General features: G+C 70.0%; 21 protein-coding genes. 6 read left to right on the top strand and 15 right to left on the bottom strand.

What is annotated here, in order from left to right; translation table 11 throughout:
• Positions 1–318 precede the first annotated feature (318 nt).
• The 5 genes from OHA11_RS10905 to OHA11_RS10885 all read right to left on the bottom strand — a co-directional run bounded on the left by OHA11_RS10905 (position 319) and on the right by OHA11_RS10885 (position 6,245).
• Complete coding sequence (locus OHA11_RS10905; protein WP_266494650.1) at positions 319–519, bottom strand: hypothetical protein; 201 nt, start codon at positions 517–519, stop codon at positions 319–321.
• A 27-nt stretch (positions 520–546) separates the two neighbouring features.
• Positions 547–4,455 (bottom strand): AAA domain-containing protein, encoded by a 3,909-nt coding sequence (locus tag OHA11_RS10900; protein ID WP_266494647.1) that lies wholly within the window; start codon positions 4,453–4,455, stop codon positions 547–549.
• Positions 4,456–4,461: 6 nt separating this feature from the next.
• The gene (locus OHA11_RS10895) at positions 4,462–4,899 is read right to left on the bottom strand and encodes a hypothetical protein (RefSeq protein ID WP_266507084.1); all 438 of its coding nucleotides are present in this window, start codon (positions 4,897–4,899) and stop codon (positions 4,462–4,464) included.
• A 192-nt stretch (positions 4,900–5,091) separates the two neighbouring features.
• A complete protein-coding gene (locus OHA11_RS10890; RefSeq protein WP_266494645.1) occupies positions 5,092–5,337 on the bottom strand; it encodes a hypothetical protein in 246 nt (81 codons plus the stop codon).
• Between the two features lie 347 nt (positions 5,338–5,684).
• Positions 5,685–6,245 carry an ATP-binding protein gene (locus tag OHA11_RS10885; RefSeq protein WP_323186548.1) on the bottom strand — a complete coding sequence of 187 codons (561 nt, stop codon included), beginning with the start codon at positions 6,243–6,245 and terminating at the stop codon, positions 5,685–5,687.
• Positions 6,246–6,392: 147 nt separating this feature from the next.
• On the opposite strand from OHA11_RS10885, the gene OHA11_RS10880 reads away from it, so the two are divergent.
• The 3 genes from OHA11_RS10880 (at position 6,393) to OHA11_RS10870 (ending at position 10,401) form a co-directional block, all read left to right on the top strand.
• A complete protein-coding gene (locus tag OHA11_RS10880) occupies positions 6,393–7,259 on the top strand; it encodes a helix-turn-helix transcriptional regulator (protein WP_266507080.1) in 867 nt (288 codons plus the stop codon).
• A complete protein-coding gene (locus OHA11_RS10875) occupies positions 7,256–7,501 on the top strand; it encodes a DUF397 domain-containing protein (RefSeq protein WP_266494642.1) in 246 nt (81 codons plus the stop codon). The genes OHA11_RS10880 and OHA11_RS10875 overlap by 4 nt, the downstream gene beginning before the upstream one ends.
• Before the next feature lie 272 nt (positions 7,502–7,773).
• The gene (locus OHA11_RS10870; protein WP_323186547.1) at positions 7,774–10,401 is read left to right on the top strand and encodes a glycoside hydrolase family 97 catalytic domain-containing protein; all 2,628 of its coding nucleotides are present in this window, start codon (positions 7,774–7,776) and stop codon (positions 10,399–10,401) included.
• A 189-nt stretch (positions 10,402–10,590) separates the two neighbouring features.
• Here the strand turns inward: OHA11_RS10870 and OHA11_RS10865 are convergent, their stop codons facing one another.
• Together OHA11_RS10865 and OHA11_RS10860 are read right to left on the bottom strand one after the other, a co-directional pair.
• Positions 10,591–13,884, bottom strand: coding sequence for a GH92 family glycosyl hydrolase (locus tag OHA11_RS10865; RefSeq protein WP_266494636.1), 3,294 nt, complete (start codon positions 13,882–13,884; stop codon positions 10,591–10,593).
• A gap of 233 nt (positions 13,885–14,117) precedes the next feature.
• A complete protein-coding gene (locus OHA11_RS10860) occupies positions 14,118–15,458 on the bottom strand; it encodes an aspartate aminotransferase family protein (protein ID WP_266494634.1) in 1,341 nt (446 codons plus the stop codon).
• 87 nt (positions 15,459–15,545) lie between these two features.
• Here OHA11_RS10860 and OHA11_RS10855 point away from each other — a divergent pair, with 87 nt between their 5' ends.
• Positions 15,546–16,481, top strand: coding sequence for a LysR family transcriptional regulator (locus OHA11_RS10855; protein ID WP_266494632.1), 936 nt, complete (start codon positions 15,546–15,548; stop codon positions 16,479–16,481).
• Positions 16,482–16,538: 57 nt separating this feature from the next.
• Here the strand turns inward: OHA11_RS10855 and OHA11_RS10850 are convergent, their stop codons facing one another.
• The 4 genes from OHA11_RS10850 to OHA11_RS10835 all read right to left on the bottom strand — a co-directional run bounded on the left by OHA11_RS10850 (position 16,539) and on the right by OHA11_RS10835 (position 20,742).
• On the bottom strand, positions 16,539–17,621 hold the full coding sequence (locus OHA11_RS10850; protein ID WP_266494631.1) for a LacI family DNA-binding transcriptional regulator: 1,083 nt from the start codon (positions 17,619–17,621) through the stop codon (positions 16,539–16,541).
• A gap of 119 nt (positions 17,622–17,740) precedes the next feature.
• Positions 17,741–18,577, bottom strand: coding sequence for an ATP-binding cassette domain-containing protein (locus tag OHA11_RS10845; protein WP_266494629.1), 837 nt, complete (start codon positions 18,575–18,577; stop codon positions 17,741–17,743).
• Positions 18,574–19,569 (bottom strand): ABC transporter permease, encoded by a 996-nt coding sequence (locus tag OHA11_RS10840; protein ID WP_266494627.1) that lies wholly within the window; start codon positions 19,567–19,569, stop codon positions 18,574–18,576. The genes OHA11_RS10845 and OHA11_RS10840 overlap by 4 nt, the downstream gene beginning before the upstream one ends.
• Before the next feature lie 144 nt (positions 19,570–19,713).
• The gene (locus tag OHA11_RS10835; RefSeq protein WP_266494624.1) at positions 19,714–20,742 is read right to left on the bottom strand and encodes a sugar ABC transporter substrate-binding protein; all 1,029 of its coding nucleotides are present in this window, start codon (positions 20,740–20,742) and stop codon (positions 19,714–19,716) included.
• A 355-nt stretch (positions 20,743–21,097) separates the two neighbouring features.
• Here OHA11_RS10835 and OHA11_RS10830 point away from each other — a divergent pair, with 355 nt between their 5' ends.
• Both OHA11_RS10830 and OHA11_RS10825 read left to right on the top strand, forming a co-directional pair.
• A complete protein-coding gene (locus OHA11_RS10830; RefSeq protein ID WP_266494622.1) occupies positions 21,098–21,391 on the top strand; it encodes a putative quinol monooxygenase in 294 nt (97 codons plus the stop codon).
• A gap of 447 nt (positions 21,392–21,838) precedes the next feature.
• Positions 21,839–22,558, top strand: coding sequence for a DinB family protein (locus tag OHA11_RS10825; RefSeq protein WP_266494619.1), 720 nt, complete (start codon positions 21,839–21,841; stop codon positions 22,556–22,558).
• Here the strand turns inward: OHA11_RS10825 and OHA11_RS48505 are convergent.
• The 4 genes from OHA11_RS48505 to OHA11_RS10810 form a co-directional block, all read right to left on the bottom strand.
• The gene (locus OHA11_RS48505) at positions 22,542–22,799 is read right to left on the bottom strand and encodes a trypsin-like serine protease (RefSeq protein WP_353962949.1); all 258 of its coding nucleotides are present in this window, start codon (positions 22,797–22,799) and stop codon (positions 22,542–22,544) included. The two genes, OHA11_RS10825 and OHA11_RS48505, sit on opposite strands and share 17 nt — an antisense overlap.
• 30 nt (positions 22,800–22,829) lie before the next feature.
• Positions 22,830–25,019, bottom strand: a complete 2,190-nt coding sequence (locus OHA11_RS10820; RefSeq protein ID WP_266494616.1) for an ATP-binding protein — start codon at positions 25,017–25,019, stop codon at positions 22,830–22,832.
• Positions 25,020–25,197: 178 nt separating this feature from the next.
• Positions 25,198–25,398: a hypothetical protein gene (locus OHA11_RS10815; RefSeq protein ID WP_266494615.1), complete on the bottom strand. Its 201-nt coding sequence runs from the start codon at positions 25,396–25,398 to the stop codon at positions 25,198–25,200.
• 153 nt (positions 25,399–25,551) lie between these two features.
• Positions 25,552–26,046, bottom strand: a complete 495-nt coding sequence (locus tag OHA11_RS10810) for a hypothetical protein (protein WP_266494612.1) — start codon at positions 26,044–26,046, stop codon at positions 25,552–25,554.
• Between the last annotated feature and the right edge of the window lie 88 nt (positions 26,047–26,134).

The raw sequence follows: 26,134 nt of genomic DNA, 5'->3' as shown, positions 1-26,134 counted from the left end.
TCAAGCCTCGCGCCCCATCGTGGAACAGCCGGGCGACAACAACCCGGTCATCGAACTGGTCGGCGCACGGCAGACGGTCCCGAGGCAGCTCGCTGAGTGCCGCTCAGTTCCCCATGTGTGCCGTCCACCTGGCGCGTCCGACCACCGAGCATCACGAAGCGTGCAACTTGCGTCACACCGTCACCAGGTACTTGGGCACTTCAGCCATTCGGACCGAAAGGGCTCTCTTTTCACCTGCATTGGCGTTCGCGGACCCTGATGGGGAAGGGAAAGCGCGCGGGCAGTGCCGAAAGGGAGCCGCGATGTCCGGACCGCCACTCAGCTCTGGTGCAGGTGCTTCAGGGCCAGGGAGAGCCCGACGCCCTTCGCGTGGTGCTTGAGCCGTTTGTGGTCGGGGTCGCGGTCGGTCTCGATCGTGAACCTTCCTTCCTCCCGGTAGTACCGCTGGGCTTCGAAGTCGAAGAGCATCACGTCGTCGGCGGTCATCGGTCGTTCGGACGTCGTCCTGTCAGAGAACATCGGCGCTCCTTTGGGGAACACGTCCATTCAGTCGAACAACGGCGCCAGCACCTCCTCGCCCGCCAGGATCCGCCACGCCGGAACCCGCACTGTCCGGCCCACCGGGCACGCCTTCGCCCCGTAGCCCCCGGACGGCAGCCCGGTCAGCAGGTCGCCCCGCGCGTGCGTCAGCCGCAGGTGCCGGGCCGGGTCGGCGGCGGGCGGCGGGCCGGGGTCGATCAGTACCGCCGTGTTCTGTCCGGCCTCGGTGAACAGCAGGTCCACCGGGTGTCCGCCGACCATCGCCGCCCGTTCCAGGTCGGCGATCCCGCGCTCGGCGAGGTATTGCTGGAGCCGGTCGGCGAGTTCCTCCCGGAAGCCGGTCACCGGGGTGGCCGTGCCCACCTGCCCGCCGTCCTCGCGCGCGTCCGCCCCCAGTAGCACCGAGCGTCCCGCGAGCAGGGTCGGCAGACCGCTCTGCCCCTGCCAGAACGCGTGACCGCCGACGGTGATCAGCTGCGACTTCGCCCGAGTCACCGCCACGTTCCACAGGTTGACCTGGCCGGCGACCCAGTGTGTGGTCCTCGGCGGTGTGTTGTGCGTGGCCACCGGGCTCAGCACCATCACGTCGCGCTGCCCGCCCTGGAAGGCGTGCACCGTGCCGACCCGGACCCGGTCGTCGTCGCGCCACACCCGCGCCAGGGTCTCCTTCTGCGCCCGGAACGGGGTGACCACCCCCACCGTGGCGTCCTGCGGCAGCCGCGCCAGCAGTTCGTCCACCACCCGCCGCACGGCCTCCGCCTCCGCCGCGTTGCGCCAGGACCGGCCCTCCCCGCCCCGCGCCGACTCGCCGTGCGGTACGTCGACCCAGCCCAGCACCGGCGCCGGATCGGCCGCAGCCACCGGGTCGAGGGCCGGGATCTGCCGCCGAACGTCGGTGAGTACCCGCAACTGGCCCGCGTAGCAGTAGCCGTTGACGACATCGGCGATCCGCGGATGGCACCGGTAGTGCTCGTCGAGGAGCAGCGCAAAGTCGCCGTGCTGCTCGGCCGCGTGGTACGAGGAGTACACGTGGTACGTGAGCCGGTGATCCTCCAGCTGCGCCGCGCTCAGCCCGGCCCTGACCCGCGCCTGCTGCTCCTGCTGCGGTGACACGCCGGGGATGTGCCCCAGCTGCATCGGGTCGCCGATGATCAGTGCCCGGCGCGCCCGGAACAGCAGCGGCAGCACCGAGGGGATGGAGCACTGGCTCGCCTCGTCGATGACGACGAGGTCGAACAGCTTCGGGGTGAGCTCCAACTGCCGCACCGAGTGGGTGCTGATGGCCCATCCCTTGATGTGCGCCATCAGGTTCTTCTGGCTCCGTTGGTAGCCCGAGCGGCCCCGGAGCGCCTGGAGACGCTGGCCCATGAGCCCGCGCGCCCTCGTCAGCGCCTCGGTGGACACCGCCCGGGACAGCTCGGCCGACAGTTCGGACAGCGCGCCCGCCGCCGCAAGCCGCGACTGCCTCAGCCCGTCCTCGTCCCATGCCAGGTGCCGGGGGACGAGCTTCCGCACCTCCCGTTCCACGGCCACCGCGTCCGCCAGCGACTCCAGCAGCTCGGCCGGCACCGGCCGCCCGGTCGCCCACGCCGGCCACGACGGTCGGTCCTCCTCTGAGGGATCGGCCTCTGAGGGATCGGCCACCGCCGAGACCAGTGACGCGAGCGCCCGCCCTCGGCGCCACGGACCGAGCAGCCACCAGGGAGCCCCGGCCACCTTCCGCGCCCTGTCCTCCCAGCGCCCCAGAACGGCCACGCCGTCCTCGTCCGCAGCCGACCAGACGCCTTCCAGGAGCGGCAGCGGCAGCTCCAGCGCCGTCGCGCGCTCCTCCCGGTCCCGGAGCAGCTCCAGCAGCCGCCCCTCCTCACCGACGTGGCGGGCCGCCTCCGCCCGCAGCCCGTCGGCCGTCCCCCGGGTGGTGCGCAACTCGCCGCCCACGGTGGCCGATCCGCGCCGCGGGGCCTGAGCGGGCTCACCGAGCAGCCGCTCCAGTTTCGCCGCCTCCCGCTCAAGAGCCTCGGCGTTGCCCGTGCGCATCAGCAGGCCCGGCGCGATGTCGTCGCAGCGTTCGGCGACGACGTTCACGGCCTCGTTGTTCGTGGAGGCGATCAGTACGGACTGTCCGGCGGCGACACAGGTGGTGACGACGGCCGTGACGACCTCGCTCTTGCCTGTACCGGGCGGCCCGGTCGCCACCGTCAGTGGCCGTGACATCGCCGACGAGATCACCAGCTCCTGGCTCTCGTTGCACGGCCCCGGAGCCACCACGGCTGCGGACGCGGCCCGCGCCCCGCCCTCCCCGCCGCTCAGCAGCGCGTCCAGGGCGGTGCCGGGGATCTGCCCGGTCCGCGTCGACATCTCGAGCAGGTTGCTCACCAGGGCCTCGGTGGCCTTGGCCTCCACGCCCGAAGGCACCAGCAGCACGGCCGCGTTGTGCGCGCCGGGCCGCAGCGCCTGCATCACCGTCCGCTCGCTGAGCGCGGACGGGTCCAGCGGCTCCAGCTCCGGCAGCCCCAGCTCCTCCAGCAACTCCCTTACCGCGCGCAGCATCTGCGCGTCGTTGCCCTCCTGCCAGGCCGGCTGCCAGCGCGCGACGAGGTCGGCCGCGTCCCCCGCGTCCAGCAGTTCCGAGACGACACCGGTGTGCAGGGATGGCACCCCGCTGGGCCGGAGCACGTCTCGGCCCTCCTCGTCCGGCGCGAGTTCCATCTGCTGGATGAGCAGCGGCGCCAGCTCCACCGCCGTACGGCGCCCCCGGCCACCGCCGTCCCGCACGGGCAGCGTGATCGCCGGATAGCCGTACCAGTACTCCTGCCGCGCCCCGGAGTCACCGCCGCCCGCACCGGCCGGCCTGCCCTGCGGTTTCGGCAGCTTCCCGGGGGCGGGGAAGGTGGAGCCCCGCCCCGACTGGATGGTCTCCTCGCCCTGGCTCAGCAGGAAGTACTTCTCGTCGCGCCCGCTGTCCCGGTCCGGCCGCATGCCGGCCGCCGCCTGGGCGGTGAGGCAGTGCGCGTAGTACCGCAGCAGCCGCTGCCGGTCGACGCCGTCGCGCGCGTCCAGCGCGGCCAGTTCCCGGGCCTTCAGCAGGGCGGGTGAGCGCTGGGCGATCTCGGCCGCGTCGCGGGGCAGCGCCGGGATGTGCACCGGGCGCGCCACCGACCGGGCGAAGGGCAGGCTCCGCGTGGCCCTGAACGTGGACTTGGTGGGGCGCTGCTCCTCCGGTACGCCGTCGCGCACCATCTGCGTGGTCAGGTAGTCGAAGAGGTCGTCCGGCGTGATCCAGCCGCCGCCCTTGATCCGCCCGTTGCGCAGCCCCTCCACGATCTCCCCGGTGAACCGGGACGTGCCGAGGCTGGACCCTGGCGGCGCCATCGCGGACGCGGACTGGAGGGCGTCGGAGGCGGTGATGAAGTACACGCCGGTCGGCCGCAGCAGGGTGCTCGGCGCGGGCCGCGCGGGTTCCTCCGCAGGCCCCTTCGCGGTCCAGCCCTGTACGACGGAGCCGCTGGAACAGCAGTCAAGCAGCACCAGCTTCGAGGAGGCACGGCACGACTGGAGCATCCGTTCCAGGAACTCCGCCGGGACCGCCGTACCCGGCAGATCGTCGGGGTCGGCGTCCCGGGTCAGGAAGTACAGCTGGTTGTCGTCCTCGCAGAACTCCCCGTGCCCGCTGAAGTACAGCAGGGCGGTCTCGCTGGGCTGCCGCGCGTTCAGGAACGTCTCGACGGCGTGCAGCATCTCCGCGCGGGTCGGCTCGGAGACCATCGCGCAGTCGTTGTACATACCGATCTCGGTGTTCTGCAGCACCGCCCGCATGTAGTGCAGATCGGCGCGCACCGGCGGCAGATCCTGGTACGCGTCGCTGTCGTACGTGGACACGCCGACGAGCATGGCGAACCGGTCGTTGTCGGTCATCCGCGCTCAGCCCGCCGCGGGGGTGTCGCCGAGGCCGTCGTCGCCCGTGGGGCGGGGCGTCTCGTCGCCGCCCGCGAGGAACCTCTCGATCCGCTCGTCGTCCTCGCGGGCCTCCTTGCCCGTGATCTGCAGGGTCGCGCCGTCGGGCCGCTTCACGACAATCGTCCGCTGCGGCACACGCGCCAGCCAGATCTGCACCCCTGCGGCGACCAGTGAACCCGCGCTGATCACCACCCCGATGGTGTCGGCCGACAGCCCGCCCTTCTCCATCACGATCTCGTCCATCGCGATCGCGCCGTGCGCCGTGCGCTGCCGGGGAACGTCCAGGGCCGCCCCCGGATCGACGTCGGCGATCCCGGCGAGCAACTCGCGCGCTTCCCGGCGCGCACGCAACGGGTCCTCGTCGACGATCGAGATCCGGTACCCGGTCCGGTCCTCGGGCATGGTGGTCACAGCGCTTCCCCTCGATGTGCCGCGCTCCTGACGGAGGCATGAGCGACTGACGTTAGTCGGCGGGTCCGACACCCGGCGCGGGAGTTCCGAAAACCCGTCAGGCGTTGGCGGGAAAGTGCTTGACCGCGAGCGGGGCAGGTGTCTCTCGGCGGGGAGCGCGCGGCCGGCCGAGCGGCGGGACCGCTACCCGCGGGGGCGGGCGGTGAGCCAGTCCTGCAGTTCCCGGTGGCGGAACTGGTACGCCGTGCCGGAGATCCGCAACAGGCCCGCCCCGTAGGCCCAGTGGAGGAAGGCACCGAGCCGCCAGGGCAGTCGGCCACGGGAGCAGCAGAGGAAGACCACGTAGCGACGGCCGGCACCGGTGGCGAAGTACAGTCCGCCCACGAGCCCGCCCGTGAACCCGGCGATCCAGATCGATGCGGTGGGCACCGGGACCGATCAGCTGGGCACGCCGGCGGGTCTCGGCCGCGGTGACCGCCGCGGCCAGCGTCCTGGCCTTCGCGTCCGTGTCCGCGGCGGCCTCGGCGCGATCGTCCCGGTACGCGATCCAGGCCAGGAACGCACCGGGCAGGGCCGGAACCAGCGCGACGGCGGTCGCGGCCGGCCGGGCCACCTGGAACTGCTCGGACAGCCACAGCGCCAGCCCCGCGCTCACCGTCTGCAGAGCGAGAAAGACCACGGCCGCCCTACGTGTGCGTGATACCCCCATGCCAGGCATATTCCCGATTCGGCCCGCCCCGCGAACCACGATCCGCCCACCTTCGCGGATCAGGCCCTCAAGACGGGTACAGCTCCGCCCACACGGTCTTTCCCGGTGCACCGACGCGCGGGGCGACCGCCCAACGCGCCGCCAGGCGCGCCACGATGAGCAGACCGCGACCGGACTCCTCGTCGCCGGGCGGCTCGTGGGAACTGAGCAGCGGTACGCGTTCGGCGCGGGTGTCGGTGACCTCGACACGCAGGACGCGCGGGCGCGGTCCGTCGCCGGTCTCGGTCAGCCGGACATGGAAGTCCCGCCCGGCGACATTCCCGTGCCGTACGGCGTTGGTGGCCAGCTCCGAAGTGATCAGCGTCAGCGTCTGGTTGGCCTCACCGGTGTACGGGTGGCCCCAGGCGTCCAGCCAGTGCGAGACGAGACGCCGGGCGAGACGCGCCCCACGCGTGGAGGACGTGAAGCGCATCGAGAACTCGCGGATGGGGCTGGGGTGTTGGCGTGCCTTGTGGGTGTGGTGCGACGCGGGGGGCGGATCGACGGTCTGCTTCGGCGCCGGGTTCGTGTCCGTCTGCGTCGGGGCATGCGGTCGAACCCCCGGGGAGGGGGAAGTTTCGTTGTTCATGTGGTCCACGCTGACGTGGCGGTTTTACGGTGACGAGATACGACGCGCACACGGACGGTCGCTGTACGTGGCTGGTGTGCGGGTGTAGGCGGAGCGGAGCGTGACGGTCGACGCGGGGCCGCGTTGGCCGGGGAGGCGGTGCGGGACATGAGTGAGCCGGTGGGATCGGCTGCCGAGGAGGAGCCCGGGGCGGAGGAGGGCGAGCGGGAGGCGGGGGCCGGGTCTGGCATCCTGCGCGTCTTCGGGCGCCAGTTGAAGCGGTTCCGGGTACGGGCGGGGCTGGAGCGGCCCGAGTTCGGGGCGATGACGGGCTACTCGGTGTCGACCATCGCCGCGTACGAGCAGGGTCGCCGGGTGCCGCCGCCGAAGTTCATCGACAAGGCGGACGAGGTCCTGGACGCGGGCGGTGTCCTCCAGGAGATGAAGGAGGAGGTTGCGCGGGCGCAGTATCCGGCCTTCTTTCGGGATGCGGCGAGGTTGGAGGGGGAGGCGGTTGAGCTTCACGTGTACGCGATGTACGCCATGCCGGGCCTGTTGCAGACCGAGGAGTACGCCCGAGCGGTGTTCTCCATCCGCCGCCCGCTGCTTGACGAGGACCGGATCGAGCAAGGGCTGAGCGCACGCCTGGCGAGGCAGGAGATCTATGCGCGCAAGCCCGCGCCGCTGATGAGCTTCGTCTTGGAAGAGTCCGTGCTCCAGAGGCCCCTCGGGGGTAAGGAAGTACTGCGGGGCCAGTTGGAGCAGGTACTGCTCATCGGCCATAAGCGGAACGTCGAGATCCAGGTCATGCCGGTCAGTCGCGAGGACCACGGCGCACTGGGTGGCCCGTTCACCTTGATCGATACACCTGAAGGGCGGAGGATCGCCTATGCAGAGGTGCAAGGCGACAGCCGACTCTACTCAGGGCAGTCGAAGGTTCGGGAGCTTGAGGCCCGTTACGGGATTCTCCGAGCACAGGCCCTCACGCCGAGTGAGTCACTGGCATACGTAGAGAAGCTGCTGGGAGAGACATGAGCGTTGAGCCCGAACTGGCTTGGTTCAAGAGCAGTTACAGCACGGGCGATGGAGGCGAGTGCGTTGAGGTCGCCATGCAGTGGCGCAAGTCCAGCTTCAGCACCGGCAGCGGCGGCGAGTGCGTCGAGGTCGCCGTCTGCCCTTACGTCGTCCACGTGCGCGACTCCAAGGACATAGCCCGCCATGGCATTGCGGTGGACGCGGCGGCCTGGACCGCGTTCGTCGGCTTCGCTGGTCGATAGGGCTTACCTGACGGGTCGTTGACGAACCGCTCCTGACAAGTTGCAGGGGCGGTTCTTTGTCGTCAGGCCTGCTGGCTACGCGTGTACCTCTTCGCGGGCAGGCGGTGCCCAGCGGCCGGCGGCGATCTCCGGGCGAAGCCTGCGTCGGTTGTTTTGACGCGAGGTCTTTACAGCAACTGACAACGTTGCCAGCATCACCTCGGCCCCAATGGTCCCCAACAACTCACATGGAAGCTGAGGTTTTTTGGATGCTGAAGTTGTTTGTTGCGGTATTGAGCGCGGTTCTGGGCGCGGGAGCGCTCTCACCTCCGGTACAGGCCGCCGAGCCTCGGGACAGTGCCTGGACGGTGGCCCAGCCGACGGCGCACCGCGCCGGAGGCCTGTCCGCCGCCGTCACCCTGGACGGGGCAAGCGGTGCCCTGTCGCTGACCGTCCGCCGGGGCACCACGACCGTGCTGGAGCCGGCTCCCGTCGGCATCGTCACGGACTCCGCGGACTTCTCTTCCGGGCTGCGCAACGTCGGCAGCACCGTCCGGGCGGTGACCGAGCGGTACTCGACCACGACCGGCAAGCGCCGCGAACGCACCGCGCGGATGAACGAGACCCGGCTGGCCTTCGCCGACCGTGAAGGCCACCGGATGGACCTGGTCGTGCGGGTCGCCGACGACGGGATCGCCTACCGCTACGTGCTGCCCGACGCGGGCCAAGGCACGGTGCGCCGCGAGGCCTCGGCCTTTCAGCTTCCTTCCGACGCCCCCGCCTGGCTCCTGCCGTACACCGTCAACTACGAGCGGCCGCGCACCCGGACGACCGCCGCGGGCGCCGCCACCGGCGACTTCGGCAGTCCCTCGCTGTTCCAGGTGAACGACTCCTACGTGCTGCTCACCGAGTCGGACGTGGACGGGCGCTACGCGGGCAGCCGACTCGCCCACCAGACAGGGACCGGCCGTTACGAGGTCCGGCTCGCCGATGAGGAGATCGCCTTCGACGGTCCGCTGGAGACACCGTGGCGCACCGCGGTCGTCGGCGGCCTGGACACGGTCACCGAGTCGACACTGGTGGACGACCTCGCGCCGCCCTCGAAGATCGGTGACACCTCCTGGATCCGGCCGGGGAAGGTCGCCTGGTCCTGGCTCGCGGGATTCAGTGAGGCGCAGCGCAGCCTGGAGACGCAGAAGCGGTTCGTGGACTACAGCGCGGCCCACGGCTGGGAGTACTCGCTGGTCGATGACGGCTGGAAGACCACCGACTGGATGCCCAAGCTCATCGAGCACGCCAACCGACGGGGCGTCAAGATCCTGCTGTGGATGCACTGGACGGACCTGGACACGCCCGAGGAGCGGGAGACGAACCTCTCACGCATACAGGAGTGGGGCGCGGCCGGACTGAAGATCGACTTCATGGACTCCGAATCCCGGGACCGCTACCGCTGGTACGACGAGATCCTCGCCGACACGGCGAAGCGTCACCTGCTCGTCAACTTCCACGGCTCGACCATCCCGCACGGGATCCAGCGCACCTGGCCCCACGTCATGGGGATGGAGGCGGTCTACGGAGCCGAACAGGGCAACGTGTCCATCGGCGACGTCACGACCCTCCCGTTCACCCGCAATGTGGTCGGCTCCATGGACTACACCCCCATGGGCTTCCAGTTCGGGCAGCGCAACACGTCCGAGGCCGCCGAGCTCGCGCTGTCCGTGGTCTACGAGTCCGGGTTCCAGAACTACGCGGGATCGGTCGACGCCTATCGCCGGCGGCCGGAGCTGGAGCGGTTCCTGGACCAGGTGCCCACCGTCTGGGACGAGACCCGGCTGCTGGCCGGGAGCCCCGGCGAGGGGGCGACGTTCGCCCGGCGCAGCGCGAAGCGCTGGTTCCTCGGCGGTGTCACCGCGGGAGACCCGCGCACCCAGCAGGTCCCGCTGGACTTCCTGGGCAGGGGGAGGTGGCGTGTCGATGTCGTGCGCGACGGGTCGGACGGACTGGTGCGGGAGAGCCGGATCGTGGACCGCGGCGACACCCTTGACGTGCCGACGGTCCGAAACGGCGGGTTCGCCGCCCTGGTCTGTCCGGCCAGACCGGGCAGCCAGACCTGCGACAAGCCGGTGGACCGCCTGCCCCTGACGACGTTCAGCGCCACCCCGGAGCGGACGCAGGCGGAGGCAGGCGGGTCCGTGGACCTGTCCGGCCGGTTCCTCGTCGACCAGTTCGGCCCGGTGCGGGACGTCACCGTCGCCGCCACCGCCCCTTCGGGCTGGACCCTGGAGGGCGAGGACGCGCACGCCGCCGAGCTGCCGACGGGCCGGCCGCTGGCCGCCGACTGGAAGGTCCGCGTTCCCGCCGACGCGGCGCCCGGCTACCACGACGTCGTGGTGGCCGTCACCTACCGCGCCCCCGCCGAGGGATCCGACGCGCCCGCGCTGCGCACCGAGCGGACCGTACGGATCTTCGTCAAGCCGCCGGGCGTCGACTACGTCAGTGATCTGCCGTTCGTCCAGCAGAGCAACGGCTGGGGCCCCGTGGAGCGCGACCGTTCCAACGGGGAGACCGGCGGTACCGACGGCGGCCCGCTGCGCATCCGCGGGAAGGAGTACGACAAGGGGCTGGGGACCCACGCCGCCAGTGAGGTCACCGTGGACACCGGCGGTGCGTACACCCGCTTCACCGCGTCGGTCGGCATCGACGACGAGGCGAGCGGTACGGGCTCGGTGGCCTTCGAGGTGCTCGGCGACGGCGAGGTTCTGGCCAGGACCGGAGTGCTCACCCGCGAGGACGCCGCGGTACTGATCGACGTCGACATCACGGGCGTACAGAAGCTGACGTTGCGGGTCACCGACGGCGGCGACGGCGCCAACTACGACCACGCCGACTGGGGCGACACCCGGCTCCAGCGGGCCGGGTGACCGAGTGACCGGTTGACCGGGGCCGTTTCGCCTTCGCTTCCCGTGCGGCCATGAAACACCCCGCCTCCTCTCCAGCCCGGCGGCTGGAGAGGAGGCGCATGGGGGTGCTGGGGGCGGCTTCCGGCGGCTGCCTTCATAAGCCGCCCAAGCCGCCCAAGCCGCCTGCGCTGCCCAAGCCGCCTACGCCGCCTACGACAGCGTGATCGCGTACACCTCCACCCGCGGATCGTCCGCCAGTGTCAACGAGCGGATCACCTTGGCGTCGTCCACCTTGATGGAGCTGCCGAACAGCCGTACCGGCGGCCCGTCGACGCCCTGGCCGGACTTGATCCGGTGGGGCATGTCCAGGACCACGGTGCTGCCCTCGGGGGTCGAACCGGCCCAGTCGCCTACCTTGAGCGGGAGTTCGGCGCTGGTGCCGTCGGCATATCGGACGGTCAGTGCGGTTGTCACCGGTCCGTTGTGCGATGCCGCCACCAGGCGCAGGGTGCCGTGGCTGCGGGCGGGCAGGAGCAGCGTCTGGCCGCGGGCCTCGACGAAGTTCGCGGCGGTGCCGGTCGGGTCCGGAGCCTCGTACTTCACGCCGTCCCAGGTGACGGGACCGGCGGCCGGCAGCAGGCCGGCGTCGTAACTCCAGCCGCCACCGTCGAAGTCACCCTGGCCGGACGCCTCCGCGGTGGCCGTCCCGTCGTGCGCCATGTCCTTGCTCAGGTCCACCGCGCACTGTTCGTCCGTGGCCGTCGCGCACTTCGCCGCCGGGCGCACCTCGACGGTGGCCTCCCGGGTGACCTGGCCCGCTCCCTTCGCCTCCACCGTGAAACGCACCGGGTAGGACCCGGTGGCTGTGCCGGGAGGCACTGTCACCTCTACGGACACCGTCTTCTGCACAGGTAGGTGCTCGGACCGGATTCGCAGCGGTGAGCGCGGAGTTGTCTTCACCTGCCAGCCGGTGGGCGCCTGCGCCGTTACCGACGCCCGCAGTTCGCCAGGGGCCTGGCCGAGGACGTCCAGGGTCAGGTGGGCGGTTTGCGCCTGGTCGTCGACCGGGACGACGTCGGAGGAGCTCCGCAGGGACGCGTCCAGTTGGCGTCGGCCGTCGGCGTCCGCCTGGTTGACCGACGGTGGCTGGGCACCCGCACCGGTGCCCCAGGCCGACGGGGTCGTACCGAGCCGGTGCGTCAGCGAGCCACCGTGCGCGACCTTGTCCCAGTCCAGCCAGGTGCGCTTGACGTCCCGGCCGTCCAACGACACCTGCTGTACGTAGCGGTTGGCGTCGCTCGCCCCCGGCGCGTTGATCGTCAGTGTGCCGCCCTGCCGCTTCCCGTACCGGCCGATCGTGACGGCCGCCGAGTCGAACTGCGGGCTGGACAGCGCCATGAAGTCGCCGCCGCTCATCGTCGGGTAGAGGCCGAGCGAGGAGAACACGTACCAGGCCGACATGGTGCCCAGGTCGTCGTTGCCGGTCATGCCGTCGGGGCCGTTGGTGAACAGCGTCATCGCGGCGCGCACCACGGTCGCCGTCTTCGCCGGGGCGCCCGCCCACAGATACATGTAGGGCGCGTGGAGGTCGGGCTCGTTGTTCGGGTTGTAGGTCGGCTTGCCGTAGTAGTCGTACGGCTGGGAGATCCAGTCCTTGCGCGCTGTGCCCGCCGGGTCGGTGAGCAGCTTGTCGTAGGCGAAGAAGGAGTCGAGCCGCTTCTCCGTGGCCTTCCGGCCGCCCATCAGGTCGACGAGACCGGCGGGGTCCTGCGGCACGAGCCACTGGTACTGGTACGCGCCGCCCTCGTGGAACTGGTGGCCCGCCTCGACCGGGTCGTACGGCGTCAGCCACGTCCCCGCGGTCGTGCGGGGCCGGAACTGGCCGATCGAGGAGTCCCACAGATTGCGGTACCACTGGCCGCGGGACGCGAACGTCCGTGCGTCGGAGTCGTGCCCGAGCGCCCTGGCCATCAGGGCGAGTGACGCGTCCGCCGCCGCGTACTCCAGGGTCGCCGAGGCCGGGTGGGTGCAGTCGTTGTCGCCGCCCTTGTCCGCGCAGTCCTTGCCCAGCTTCAGGCCGGAGGGGACGTAGCCGCGCGCGCTGTACTGGTCCACGGCGGAACGGCCGTTGTACGGGGAGTCGGCGGGCGGGGTGCTGGTCGCGTTCTTCTTCAGCAGCGCGTACGCCTCGTCCTCGTGCCCCGCCAGCATGCCCTTCGACCATGCCTCGACGAGGAACGGCGTCACGGGGTCGCCGGTCATGATGTTGGTCTCGCTGTTGGCGAGGGCCCACCGGGGCAGCCATCCGCCGTCCTTGCCGATAGCGAGGACGGACAGCGCGACGTCCCGGGCGACGCCTGGCTCCAGCATCTCCAGCAGCTGGTTCTGCGGCCGGTAGGTGTCCCACAGCGACAGGTTCTGGTACGGCGTGAAGTCGGAGGCGGTGTGCACCGCGCCGTCGAACCCCTGGTACCGGCCGTCGACGTCACCGGCCAGGTTCGGGTGCAACTGGGCGTGGTAGAGGGCGGAGTAGAACACCTTCTGCCGCTCTGGGGACCCTCCGCCGATCTTGATCGAGGAGAGCTGCTTCTCCCAGGTGGTGCGCAGTGCGGCGCGCGTGGCGTCGAAGTCGTACGAGTCGCCGGTCTCCGCCGCGAGGTTCTTCCGGGCACCGTCCATGCCGGTGTACGACAGGCCCACCTTCACGACGGCGTCCCGGTCGTCGGTCGCGTCGAAGGTCACCCAGGCACCATTGGCGCCGTCCCCTTCGGCATCGCGCGTGCCCGGCTTGGGTGTTGAACCGCGCCAGGTGCCGTGATCCTTGAAGGGCCGGTCGAAGGTGGCGGTGAAGTAGACGGTGTGCCGGTCCTTCCCGGCGCAGAACCCGCCGGCCCGCACCCGCCCCTCCACCGTGCGGTCGCCGACCACGTGCACCTCGGAGTCGAACACGTTCTGGTTGGCCTTGCCGGTGTTGAACAGCACGTTCGCCGCGCCGGTGGCCGGGAAGGTGTACCGCTGCCAGCCGGTGCGCTGCGTGGCGGTCAGCTCGGCCTCGATGTCGTACGTCGACAGCCCCACCCGGTAGTAGCCGGGGGTGGCTTCCTCGTCGTCGTGCGAGAACTTGGAGCGGTACGTGTCCGGGTTCACGCTGTCGACCGCGCCGGTGGTCGGCATGATGGGCAGCTCTCCGGAGACACCGCAGCCGACCCCGGAGAGGTGGGTCTGGCTGAACCCGTGGATCTTGTCCTGCTGGTAGTCGTATCCGCCCTGGCCGCCGGTGTCCGGGCTGACCTGGACCATGCCGAACGGGGCGGCGGCCCCGGGGAAGGTGTTCCCGAAGTTCTGGGTGCCGATGAAGGGGTTCACCAGCGCGGCGGGGTCGGAGACCGGCTCGGCGGCGGCCGCGAGGGGTGGAAGTACACCCCCGAACAGCAGACCTGGTACGAGCAAGCCGACGCCCACGGCGATTGCGCGGGCCGTGATCCGTCTGACGGGCAGCCGCATCGGGCAGACCTCCTTGACAACGTTGTCTCAGGTGGGGCAGAACGAGAACCTGCCATGTCGGCCGGATCGCTGTCAATGGTCCAAACGTCGTCGTACGCGGCTGAGTTCGCCGACCTGCGGCGCGTGCGGGCGCTCGGGCGCGGTGCCGTCGTCCTCCTGAGCAGGGCGGGAAGGCGTGCGGCGAGATGACTCGGCGCCGGTGCGACCGGTGGTCGTGGCCGGGGGCTACCGGATCACACGCCCACGCGGAGTGCGGCGCATGTGTCGGCGATCGCCTTTTCCAGAATGGTCAGGCCGAGTGACAGCTCGTCCTCGGTCGCGGTCAGCGGCGGGGCGATGCGGAAAACTCCACCCATGCCGGGCAGTTGGACGATGTTCGTGTGCAGGCCGAGTTCGAGGCAGCGCCGGGTGACCCGGGCACCCAGCTCGTCCGAGCTCCGCTTCGTCTCGCGGTCGACGACGAGTTCGAGCCCGGCCAGCAGGCCCCGGCCCCGGATGTCGCCGACGACCGAGTGACGCCCGGCGATGTCCTCCAGACCGCGGCGGAGGAACGCGCCGAGCGACCGCGCACGCTCGTCGAGCTTCTCGCCGATCAGGACGTCGAGGACGGTGTTGCCGACCGCTGCCACCAGCGGGTCGGCGACGTGCGTGGTGAAGAACAGGAAACCGCGCTCGTACGCCTCCTGCTCGATCTCGGCACTGGTGACCACGGCCGCGAGGGGGAGTCCGGCACCGAGTGTCTTGGACAGCGTGAGGATGTCGGGGACGACTCCGTCGCGCTCGAACGCGTACCAGGTCCCGGTGCGGCAGAGGCCGGTCTGGGCCTCGTCGAGGATCAACAGCATGCCGCGCTCCCGGCACTTCTCGTGCAAGGCCGCGAAATACCCGACCGGTGGCTCGATGATTCCGCCTGAGGAAAGAATCGGTTCTACGAGGCACGCGGCCAGGCTGCCGGTCGACTGGGCGTCGATCAGGTCGAAGGCGAAGTCCAGCTGGCGGCGCCAGTCCAGCGAGCCGTCGGCCGTGGTGAAGTCGGGCCGGTAGGCGTTCGGCACGGGGATGGCGAAGTTTCCGGGCGCGGCCGGGCCGTACCCCTTGCGCCCCGCGCTGTAGGTGGCGGATGCGGCGGCCTGGGTCATGCCGTGCCAGGACCGCGCGAACGAGACGATCTCGTGCCTGCCGGTGACGAGCTTCGCCATCCGAAGGGCCGCCTCGTTCGACTCGGCGCCGGTCGTCAGCAGCAGTGCCTTCTCCAGTGGCGCGGGCAGCGTGTCGGCCAGCCGCCGGGCCAGGTCGACCACCGGGCGGCTGAGCATGCCGCTGAAGAGGTGGTCGAGGGTCGCGGCCTGCCGCTGGACGGTGGCGACGATCTCCGGGTGCGAGTGGCCGAGGATCGCGCTCATCTGGCCCGATGTGAAGTCGAGGATCCGCCGGCCGTCCGCGGTGAACAGGAAACTCCCGGCGGCGCGGTCGATGATCTCACGGGTGAATTCGCCGCCGTAGCGCACGAGATGCCTCTCGGCGTCGGCCCAGAAGGCTTCCGTGGACGGAGGAGCGGTGGTCGAAGCAGCCATGTCCCCGACGGTAGGCCGCGGTTGAGCGACACGTCCATCACACAATTCCGGCTGTCCTGTTCGCCTGAACCGCACAACAATGAGGATGTGATCAACCCCTGGAGACTGCGGCTGCTGAGCCGGCTGGACACGCTGGGCACCGTCCGGGCGGTCGCCCAAGCCGCCAACCTCAGCCCGTCGAGCGTGTCTCAGCAGCTCGCCGTGCTGGAGGCCGAGACGCGGACTCAACTGCTGGAACGAACAGGACGCCGGGTGCGGCTGACTCCGGCCGGGCTGATCCTCGCGCGGCGGGCGCGGGAGATCCTCGACCACATGGACAGCGTCGAGGCGGAGTTGCGCGGGTTCGGCGAGGAACCGGCCGGGCTGGTACGGCTGGGGGCGTTCCAGAGCGCGATCCACACCATGGCCGTGCCGGCGGCGACCCGTCTGGCGCGCGAGCATCCGCACCTCGACATCGAGCTGCTGGAACTGGAGCCGCACGCCAGCCTGCCCGCGCTGCGGGGCGGCGACGCGGACATCATCATCACGACGACCGACTTCGACGAACTGCCGCTGGGGCCGGACATCGACCTCGTGCCGCTGGCAACGGACCCGGTCCTGCTGGTGGTTCCGCCCGGGCACCCCGCGGCCGGGCGCGGCGCCGCGGACCTCGCGGCCTTGGCGGACGAGCCGTGGGCGTTCGACATGCCACAGTCGTACATGGCGAATCTCGCGCTGCGACTGTGCCGTCAAGCGAGGTTCGAGCCGCGGGTGGTGTGCCGGTTCGGCAACTACATGATGACCCTGCAGCACGTCGAGGCCGGGCTGTCGATCGCGCTGCTGCCCGGGTTGGCGGTCGACCGCCGCTATCGCGTCGCCACCAGGGAACTCGCGACTCCCGTGACGCGTACGATCACGGCCGCGGTCCGCCGCGGCTCACCACCTCGCGCGGCGGTACGCGTCGTCCTGGACGCGCTGCGCCACCATCCGGACCTGCCCCTGCCCCTGGCCGGTACTGGAACCCCCGGTCCGACTGATCCGTGAGGTGGTGCTGAACAACTGCGGCTGCCGGGGGCTCGATGTCCTCACGCACCGATGTCCTCACGCACCGATGTGCTCGTCCAACACCCGTAGGACCGACGTGGTCGGCGCGGCATGCGGCAGTACCCCCTGGGCGGTTCGCTCGCCCGACCCCCGGACGATCAGCCGGGTGGGGACGGTGATGGTGCGGGACCGGGTGCGGTCGCCGTCCAGGCGGGCCAGGGCCGTGCTCGCCGCCGTTCTGCCGATTTCCTCGGCGTCCTGGGCGACGACGGTCAGGGCCGGTTCGAGCGCCTCGGCGAGTGCCACGTCGTCGAAGGCGACGACGGCGACGTCCTTCCGGTTGCCGCGGGCGAGTTCGGTGACTATGCCCAGCGCGACGATGTTGTTGCCGGCGAACAGAGCGGTGGGGGGATCCTCCGTGCCCAGCAGCTGGGACGTGGCGGCGGAAGCCCCGTGCTGGTCATGGGCGTTGGTGACGAGGGAGCGGTCGTAGGGGATGCCGGCCTCCCGCAGTGCGGCGCGGTAACCGGCCAGTCGCTCCCGGCGTGTGTAGAGCCTGGTGGGCAGGTCGCCGACGAAGCCGATGCGGCGGTGGCCGTGGGCGATCAGGTGGGCGACGCCGCCGTGGGCGCCCGCACGGTTGGAACTGACGACGTTGTCCGTGGACAGGCCCGACCCCGGACGGTCGAGGAAGACGACGGGCAGGCCGGCGGCGCGGTCCGTCTTGAGATGGGAGTGGTCGGCGCCGACGGACGGCACGACCATCAGGATGCTGATGCGGCGGGCCAGGAACGTGTCCGTCAGGGCGCGTTCGCGGTCCGGATCGTCCGCGGAGGAGCCCAGGAGCAGGGTCAGGCCGCGGTCGCGGACGGTGTCCTCGATGCTGCGTGCCACGGCTCCGAAGAAGGGGTTGCCGAGGTCCGGGATGACCAGTCCGATGGTGGTGTCGGGTCCGCCGACGCGGATGTTACGGGCCATCAGGTTCGGCTGGAAGCCGAGCTTGGCCACGGCGGCGAGGACCTGTTCCCTGGTCTGGGCCGAAGCGGGGCCGTCCTCGTTGAGGACGCGGGAGACGGTCTTGGCGCTGACGCCCACTTCTCGGGCGACGTCGGCCAGGGTGGGGCGGCGGTTCGCTGCCATGGAGGAAGGTGTCTCCTGTGCTCGTCGGTTCCGGCCGCGGCCTCGGCCGGAACCCGTGAGTGCTTCAGTCGTACGTCGGTTGGCCTGAACGCCAACATCGGTTGGCCCGGACGTCGACGCTAGTTGGCCTGGACGCCCGCGGCCTTCGCCGCCTTGGAATCCGCTACGACAGTATCTCCGGCCTCGTCGACGGTGAGTGCGCCCGTCATGATGGCGACCACCTCCGCCATGGAGTAGTCGGAGGGCTTGATCACGGCAGCGCGGCGGCCCAGCCGGTGGACGTGGATCCGGTCGGCGATCTCGAAGACGTGCGGCATGTTGTGGCTGATCAGGACGACCGGCATGCCCTTGTCCCGGACGTGCCGGATGAGGTCCAGGACCTGACCGGATTCCTTGACGCCGAGGGCGGCGGTGGGTTCGTCCATGACGACGACGCTGCGGGCCCAGGCAACCGAACGGGCGACCGCGACGGCCTGCCGCTGTCCGCCGGAGAGCGTCTCGACCGACTGCGTCAGCGAGCGCAGGCCGATCTTCAGGTCGGCCATGTGCTCGGCGGCCTCCTGGCGCATGCGCTTCTTGTCCAGCATGCGGAAGACGGTGCCGAGGACGCCGGGGCGGCGAAGTTCGCGCCCGAGGAAGATGTTCGAGGCGATGTCCATGGAGGCGGCCACGGCGAGGTCCTGATAGACCGTCTCGATGCCGTGGGCGCGCGCACTTTGCGGGCCGGAGAACTGGATGGGTTCACCGCCCAGCCGTATCTCGCCGGCGTCGGGGATCAGCGCGCCGGTCAGGGCCTTGATCAGACTGGTCTTGCCGGCTCCGTTGTCGCCGATGACGGCGAGGACCTCGCCGGGCAGCAGGTCGAAGTCGGCGCCGTCGATGGCGGTGACGTGACCGTAGCGCTTGACCAGACCGCGGGCCTGCAGCACGGGGGCGGGGGAGGAGGTGGCGGTCATCGGGCCTTCTTCCGGGAGAGCTGGTCGACGGTCACCGCGAGGATGACCAGGACTCCGGTGATCAGGGTCTGGTAGATGGACGCGACGCCCATCAGCTGCAGGCCGTTGCGGAAGACGCCGACGATGAGGACACCGATGAAGGTGCCCAGGACCGATCCGCGTCCGCCGAAGAGGCTGGTGCCGCCGAGGACCACGGCGGTGATGCTGTCGAGGTTGTCGGTCTGCCCCGCCTGAGGATCGCCGACTCCGGTGCGGGAGATGAGCAGCAGGGCGGCAATGCCGTAGAGGATCCCGGCCACGGTGTAGACGCCGATGGTCAGCCGGGAGGTGCGGATGCCGTTCAGCCGCGCCGCTTCCTGGCTGTCGCCCAGCGCGTAGACGTGCCGGCCCCAACCGGTGCTGCTCAGCGCGTAGGCCAGGAGCAGGAACAGGGCGATGGTGACCAGGGAGCCGTAGGTGATGTCGGTGCGGCCGAGCGGGAAGGTCTGCCCGAGGGCCGTCAGCGGGCCGGGCAGGCTGGTGACCGTCTGCTCCTCGGAGTAGATGTGGGTCAGGGCGAACGCCACGTTGAGCATGCCTAGGGTGACGATGAACGGCGGCAGCGGGATCTTCTGCACCAGCAGCCCGTTGAGCAGCCCGAAGCCGCCGCAGACGGCCAGGCCCAGGGCGATGGCGACGAGCGGGGGCACGGAACCCTCGGCGGCCATCTTGGCGATCACGATGCTGCCGAACGCCATCACGGCACCGCACGACAGGTCGATGCCCGCGGTGAGGATGATCAGGGTCTGTCCGATGGCGAGGGTGCCGACGACCATCACCTGCTGCACGATCAGCGAGAAGTTGCCGCCCGTGAGGAACTGGTCGGTCGAGAAGGAGAAGAAGGCGCAGGCCAGGAGGAGGGCGACCAGGGGGCCGGTGGTCGGCGCCGTGAGCAGTCGGCGGGCCGTGGTCGGTGCTTTGAGGTCGGCGTACGGCGTGGTCGTGGCTGTCATACGGAGTCCTTGTCGGAAGACACAAGTCCTGGTCCGCCCTGGTCGGAGGACGAGGGGACGAGGGACGGCCGCCCCCGGGCGGGGGAGGAGAGGGGGCGGCCGCCCCGCTCAGAGGGAGTCGCTGTCGTACGGCCCTCGGGCGACTCAGCCCCAGCAGTTCTCCAGGCCGTAGACGGTGTCCTCGGACGTGACGCCGTCCTGCGCCTTGTCGCTGATCAGGGTGACGCCGGTGTCGGTGTAACCGGACGCCTTCTTGCCGTCCTTGGCGTACGTCACGACGGCCTTGACGCCCTCGGCGGCCATCTTCAGCGGGTACTGCTGGGACGTGGCGGCGATCTTGCCGTCCTTGACGGCCTGGGTTCCGGTGCAGCCGCCGTCGACGGAGACGATCAGGACGTCCTTCTCCCGGCCCTTGGCCTTGAGCGCGGTGTACGCGCCCAGGGCAGCCGGTTCGTTGATCGTGTAGACCAGGTTGATGCCGGGCTCCTTCTGGAGGCAGTTCTCCATCGCGGTCTGGCCCTTGGCCTGGTCGCCGGCGGTGTCCTGGGAACAGACCACCGCCGGGTCCTTCTCGGCGATCCCGAAGCCCTTCAGGAAGCCGTCGTGCCGCTGGACGCCGACGGAGACGCCCGGCGCGAGGTCGAGGGTGGCTATCTTCGCGGTCTTGCCCTTCATGGCGGCCTTGGCGTACTCGCCGATCAGCTCGCCGGCCTTGACGTTGTCGGTGGCGAAAAGGGCGTCGACCGCGCTCTCCGGCTCGGTCGGCGTGTCCAGGGCGATGACCAGGACGCCCTTGGCCTGGGCCTTCGCGATCGCGGGCACGATGGCCTTGGAGTCGCTCGGGGTGATCAGGATGCCCTTCACGCCGGCGGCGACCATGTTCTCGATGGCCGTGACCTGACCGGCGTTGTCGCCGTCGAACTTGCCGGCCGCGGTCATGAGTTCGACGCCCTCGGTCTTCGCCGTCTTCTCGGCACCCTCCTTCATCTTCACGAAGAACGGGTTGGTGTCGGTCTTGGTGATCAGACCGACCTTGACATCGCCCGAACCGGAGGAGGAGGAACCCGATCCGGAACCGGAGCCGGACCCGCAGGCCGTGAGGGTGAGCGCGGCGATTCCCGTGCACGCGGCGACTCTGAGGAGGGAGAGGGGCGGACGCAAGGTGCTGGACATGAACGACTCCTGCGGGATTGCGAGCGGCGCGGCCGACATCGGAGCATGCCGTTCTGAGCTGTCATCGTTGACTTATGTCATCGTTGACACTGGGTTGCCAGGATGATGGACTCCGCCTCGCGGAACGTCAATGGCTTGAACTCGTCACAAATCGGCAACGCTCGCGGCCCTCGTCCGTACGCGGCTCTCGTGGGCCGGCGGCCGCCCGACGGCCGTGCTCTCCGGGGCCTGTTGACGCATGGGGCGGATGGCTTCATCATCGGCCCACCTTGTGTCATCGATGACACAAGTCAACGATGACACCCCTTGTCGGTGCCGTCACACGGATGGTCCCGACAACGGAGGGCGTCACACCGTGCCCAAGACCCTGCTCGCCGAGTTCACCGCCCGAGAGGGTGCCGAGGACGAGGTCGCCCGCCTGATCCTGGAGTACGCCCGGAAGGTGCGCGAGGAGGACGGCAACCTCGCCTTCGACGTCTACACCAAGGCGTCCGACCCGCGCGCCTACTGGATCTTCGAGGCGTACCGGGACGAGGACGCCTTCCAGGCACATCTGAAAGCCTCCTACGGCGGCCCGTTCAACACCGCGATCGCCCCGCTGATCAAGGAGGACGCCTCGGTGCTGACCTTCCTCGATCCGTTGACGTGACGGTCCCGGTCCCGACGACCCGGCCGCGTTCTGCTGTCGGCCGACGCTCCGAGCGACAGGCAGAACACGGTGGAGGGCAGAGCGGGGCGGTCCTTGAGCGAGGGCTGTCGGCCGACCTCGCCGCCGCCGGCGTCGGTCACCTTGTCACTGTCGTCCGGCGCGGACTCGGGGTGGTGCGAGTTGTGACACCGTCAGTCACGCGCGTACGGCGGGATGTTGCTGGCGGCCAAGGACCTGACCTCTGCCGTGTCCGTACCGGGCCGTGTCACCGATTGGCCACGCCGCCCTGCTGATGCGGGCATCCGCTCGCTCAACAGGCCTGTGGCTGCTCACTCGTGCCCACTTTCAGCGGGGTGCGAGGAAATCCGGTCGCGCCCCGTGAGGCGAGCCGTTAGCTTCCCCCTGGGAGCAACGGGGGACGAGACGCGACCGCGAAGGGAACCAGGCATGGCGACAGAGGACGCGCGGCCCGACCGCTTGGGCTTGCTGCTCGACCAGTTCGACCGCGCCAGGGAGATGGCCCAGGTGCGGCTGACGGGGCTCAGTGATGAGGAGCACCTGTGGGAGCCGGTGCCCGGTGGCTGGTCGATGCGGCGTCGGGGTGAGGTTGCGACGCCCAGGGCGTTCGGGCCCGGCGAGTGGGTGCTCGATCTGGGCGCCCCGGACATCCCGGCGAACGAGTACGCCGAGGTTGCCCGGCAGGCCGCCGACGGCATGTCCGTCGCCAAGATCGCCGATGACTGGAGCGTGAGTGTCGAGCGGGTCGAGCGGGTCCTCGCCCACACCGGTGAGCCGGAGCCCGACACGGTGCCGGTCACGAACATCGCGTGGCGGCTGGGACACCTGCACTCCCAGTTCGCGGGCGCATGGGAGTGGACCTTCGGCGAACGTCGGCAGGACCCGAAGCTGATGGTCGACTTCACGCCCTCCGCCGCCCTGACACTGGAGCGGTTCTGGGCGGTGATCGACCGCTGGCGCGACAGCGTCGGCGCCGTCACCGACGAGCAGCTCGACACGGTCGGCTTCTCGCGGTACCCGTACAGCAACGACTCCGAGTGCCCCTACATCGACGTGCTGGCGGGGGACAACCTCGAATTCATCCACCACATGGCCGAGATCGCGTTGCTCCGCGACCTGTGGCGGGCGCGCTTCAGCCCTCCCGGGTAGGCCGGGAGCGCTGCGAGGGTCCAACAGCGTTCCCGATCCACACGCCTCCGGCCACCGGGAGTGAGCCGGGATCAACGCGAGTGAAAGATTCCCGTCGGCCCTTACGCCCCAGCCGTTGTCCGATGTAGCTGTTGCCCACGTTGGCGCCGGTGGTGGTGATGCAGTGCGCGGCCGTCAGAACCCAATTGCTGCCGATCACGGTTCCGGAACACTGGTACCGGCCATGCCGCCTGTCGACCACGCGGCCATGCTGATGCGCGCAGGCGCTCGCTCAACAGGGCCATGGCTGCTCACTCCTGCTCACTTTCAGCAGTGCGGGAGCCGCGTTCACCGTCGCTGCCGTGTCTCTCGGTTCACTGCCTCTGGTGGTCGGCGGTCGCGGGCAGCGGAGGCGCGGTGGGGGTGCCGCCCCCGGGCCGTGGATCTCCTGGTGCCACAGTGCGTCGCACAGCGCCTCGATTCCGGCGGCGAGGTGTCTGCGGTACGTGCTGAAGGGGAGTCCGAGTCGCTGGGCGACCGCTTGCTGGGTGGGGATGCCGGCGCACAGGTAGGTCGTCGCCACGGCTCCGTAGTACTTCTCGCCGTTGCGCTGTGCGCGGAGATCCTCGACGGCTTGCGTCAGCAACTCAGGCAGCGCTCGGCCGTCCTGACCGGCCGTCAGCCGGCTGCGGCACAGCGGGTTCGCCGCTATTTCGGCCGGCCGGTTCACCGTGCGCAGCGCTTCCCGTACGGCGGTGTTGAAGTCCGGCCGGGACAACACGATGTACTCGCTGGTCCCTCCGCGTTCCGTGAGGGGTTCGGGTGCCGTCGATCCTGTCGCGCCGGTGACGCGGTTCAACAGCAGCCGTGTCTTCTCCTCCGCCCATGCCCATACCGACTGGGCGCGCCAGTCGCAGGTGAACAGCGTGTAGGTGAGGTGCCCGATGCGCGGTCGCTCGACGAGGGGGTCCATGCCGAGGCTGCTGAGGTAGGGCGCCCAGAAATTCATGGACCGTACGGTGACGTAGGCCCAGGCCACCCGGCCCTCGGCCTGCGCGATCTCGGCCAGCGCCCGCCACTGGTGGAGATTCTCCACGGGACAGATCTTGGGGTACTGCGGTGCCGTCACCGCGAAGCGGGCCACCGCCAGATGCTCTCCGTCGCGCAGCGGAGCATTGCTTCGCGCATGCGCCCAGGCCGCGGCGACCACCGGGTCGGCATCTCCGTCCGAGGGGTCGGTCAGCCGCAGCCAGACCGAGACGCCGACGATCCGGTCGTCCTTCATGGTACGGATCACCCGGAACGCCTCGGGCTGCCGATGCAGCCAGTACCGCGCGATGTCCACCGACTCCGGTTCCTCCACCTCGGCCATCAGCGCCAGGACGGCGGTGTGGTCCGCCCGCTCGCAGGTGGTCAGCCGGAACTCTCCCTGGCTGCGCCAGCTGTTGTAGTCCGACATGTACGGCTCGGTCCGGTACAGGTAGAGAAACGAGCCGACGGCGGACAGCGTCCCGTTCTGGGGGGACGTACGGATCCGGTCGAACAGATGGCGGCTGAGGCGTCTGTGCAGTTCCGCGTATCCCTCCGGGTCACGCCAGCGCAGATCCGCTTCCAAGGCCTCGCGGACGACCTCGTGCGGGAACAAGCCGTTCTGGGCGGATTCGATGAAGGAAAGGGAGCGCAGCCAGGCGAACATCGGCGCGGCCTCCTCACCGAACACCGCCCGCAGCAATGTCTCGGTCGTCGTGTACACACGGGCGCAGACCTCCAGGGCGCGGAGGTGCAACGGGGAGGGGACCTCGCCGACCAGACGGGAGAGCAACGTGGCGATCACGTCCCGTCCCGGCTCCCAGCGGGCGGTGCCGCCCTCCTCCATCGGTACGGCGGCGGCGAGGGCCAGGGCAAGGGGATGACCGCCGGTGAACGCCAGCAATGCCTCATGCGCGTGGTGGGGGACCCCGCGGGAGACCAGGAAGTAGGTGGCCTCCACGGAAGTGAGGTTGCGCAGCGCCATGGGGCGGACCAGGTCCACCCACCCCGGGTCGGAGGTCCACTCGGCATCGGGTGCGTGCCGACCCGCGATCACCACCACCACACCGGCCGGCATCTGCGGCAGGAACCTCTCCCGGAGCCAGTTCTCCAGCACCTGACAGCGTTCGAACGTATCGACGAGCAGCACGCTGTGCTCGCCGGTGAGGACCGTACGGGCCTCCTTCTCGAACGCCTCCGACGTGGGGCGCGTGATCCGGCCGTCGATCTGCAGTACCTCCCGGCCGACGGCGCGCGCCTCGGCCGCGAACCGGCGCAGCAGCATCGTCTTGCCGATCCCGCCGGGCCCGTACACGTACAGCACGGCAGGTGCGTGGTCGTCCCCCGACAGCATCGAACGGAACGAGGTCAGTTCGGCCGACCGTCCCACGAAGGCTCGGTCGCGGGCCCGCTGGACCCGTTCCCGCATCAGATTCACATCGCTTCCAGCCACAGGTTTTCCACTTTCCTCCGACCACAATTCGACCGTCAGATCGGCTTGCTGCGGGACCATTTCCAGCACCAGGCGCTGCCCGGATCCGGCGAATTGGGACTGGTTCAGTGTGTGGGCACGGGATCTCGGTGACGGCGGCGAAGCCGAACGTAGGAGGGCTCTGCCCGGCGCACAGAGGTCAGCCGCGGGACACGTCGTCGGTCGGTATGCCCTGCCACGGCGTGGTCGTCGGTCCGGTCGGGCCGAGGCCCACGGACTTCCCGACGGCCTTGATGCGGGCCGGGGTCCAGTAGGCGAGGGCGGGAGCCGTGTCGGCCACGGCGAGCACCATGATCCGGCGGTTGAGGCGCCGGGTCACGGGAATCGAGGTGTCGGACATAGGGCTAGGTCTCCTACGCTGGTTCGGGCGTTTAGAGCGGCACAGGCGTTTTGATCGTTTCAGGTGGTTCGGGCGGTGGGTCGTGGGCCGGTGGCCTACAACCCAAGAGAGAGTGATTCGTCCATTCCGGTTGCGTCCTCGTCGGTCCGATGCTCACGGAGTGCTCGGAGTGGCAGACCTGGTGCGGACCGATGCGCACGTGCTTTCCAGGACGGTCGGCCGGTCTGTCTCTCCGCGGCGGTCGGGAGGCGGAGTCGGTCCGGGGTCGGCTGTCGATGTGTGTGCGACTCTGCCGGATCGTGTTGACAGGGTGGTGGCCGTCTCGCGGAGGAAGGAGAGGAATTCCCCCACGGTGCAGGCGGAGAGCCGGTTTTCCACCAGCGCGGTGTGCCGTCGCGCCAGTTCCCGGTCGTCTCCATAGGTGAACTCCGCGACGAGCGGTCCCCGTTGCACGCGGATGTCGATGCCCTTCGGCTGGACCTCGTTGGCGGAATGCAGGCCCAGTGTGATGCTGAAGATCTCGCGCGCCAGCAGCCCCGCCTTCTTCAGCGCGCCGCCGGGTGAGGTTCGCCACACCACCTCGAAGTGTTCGCGTGCGGGAGCCCTGGGGTCGAGTTGCCGATCCACGCTGTTCGGTCCACTGGACACGGATTGTTCCTTTCTGTGGGGTCTCTTCGTTCGACTCTGTGGGGTCTCTTCGTCCGACGACCGCAGCTTGCGCGACGAACCGTCCCAG

Origin of the sequence: Streptomyces sp. NBC_00878 (assembly GCF_026341515.1) — a bacterium.
In the GTDB taxonomy this organism is placed as follows: Bacteria; Actinomycetota; Actinomycetes; order Streptomycetales; family Streptomycetaceae; genus Streptomyces.
Note: the sequence above shows the minus strand (reverse complement) of the source record. Positions and strands in the feature narration are given on the sequence as shown.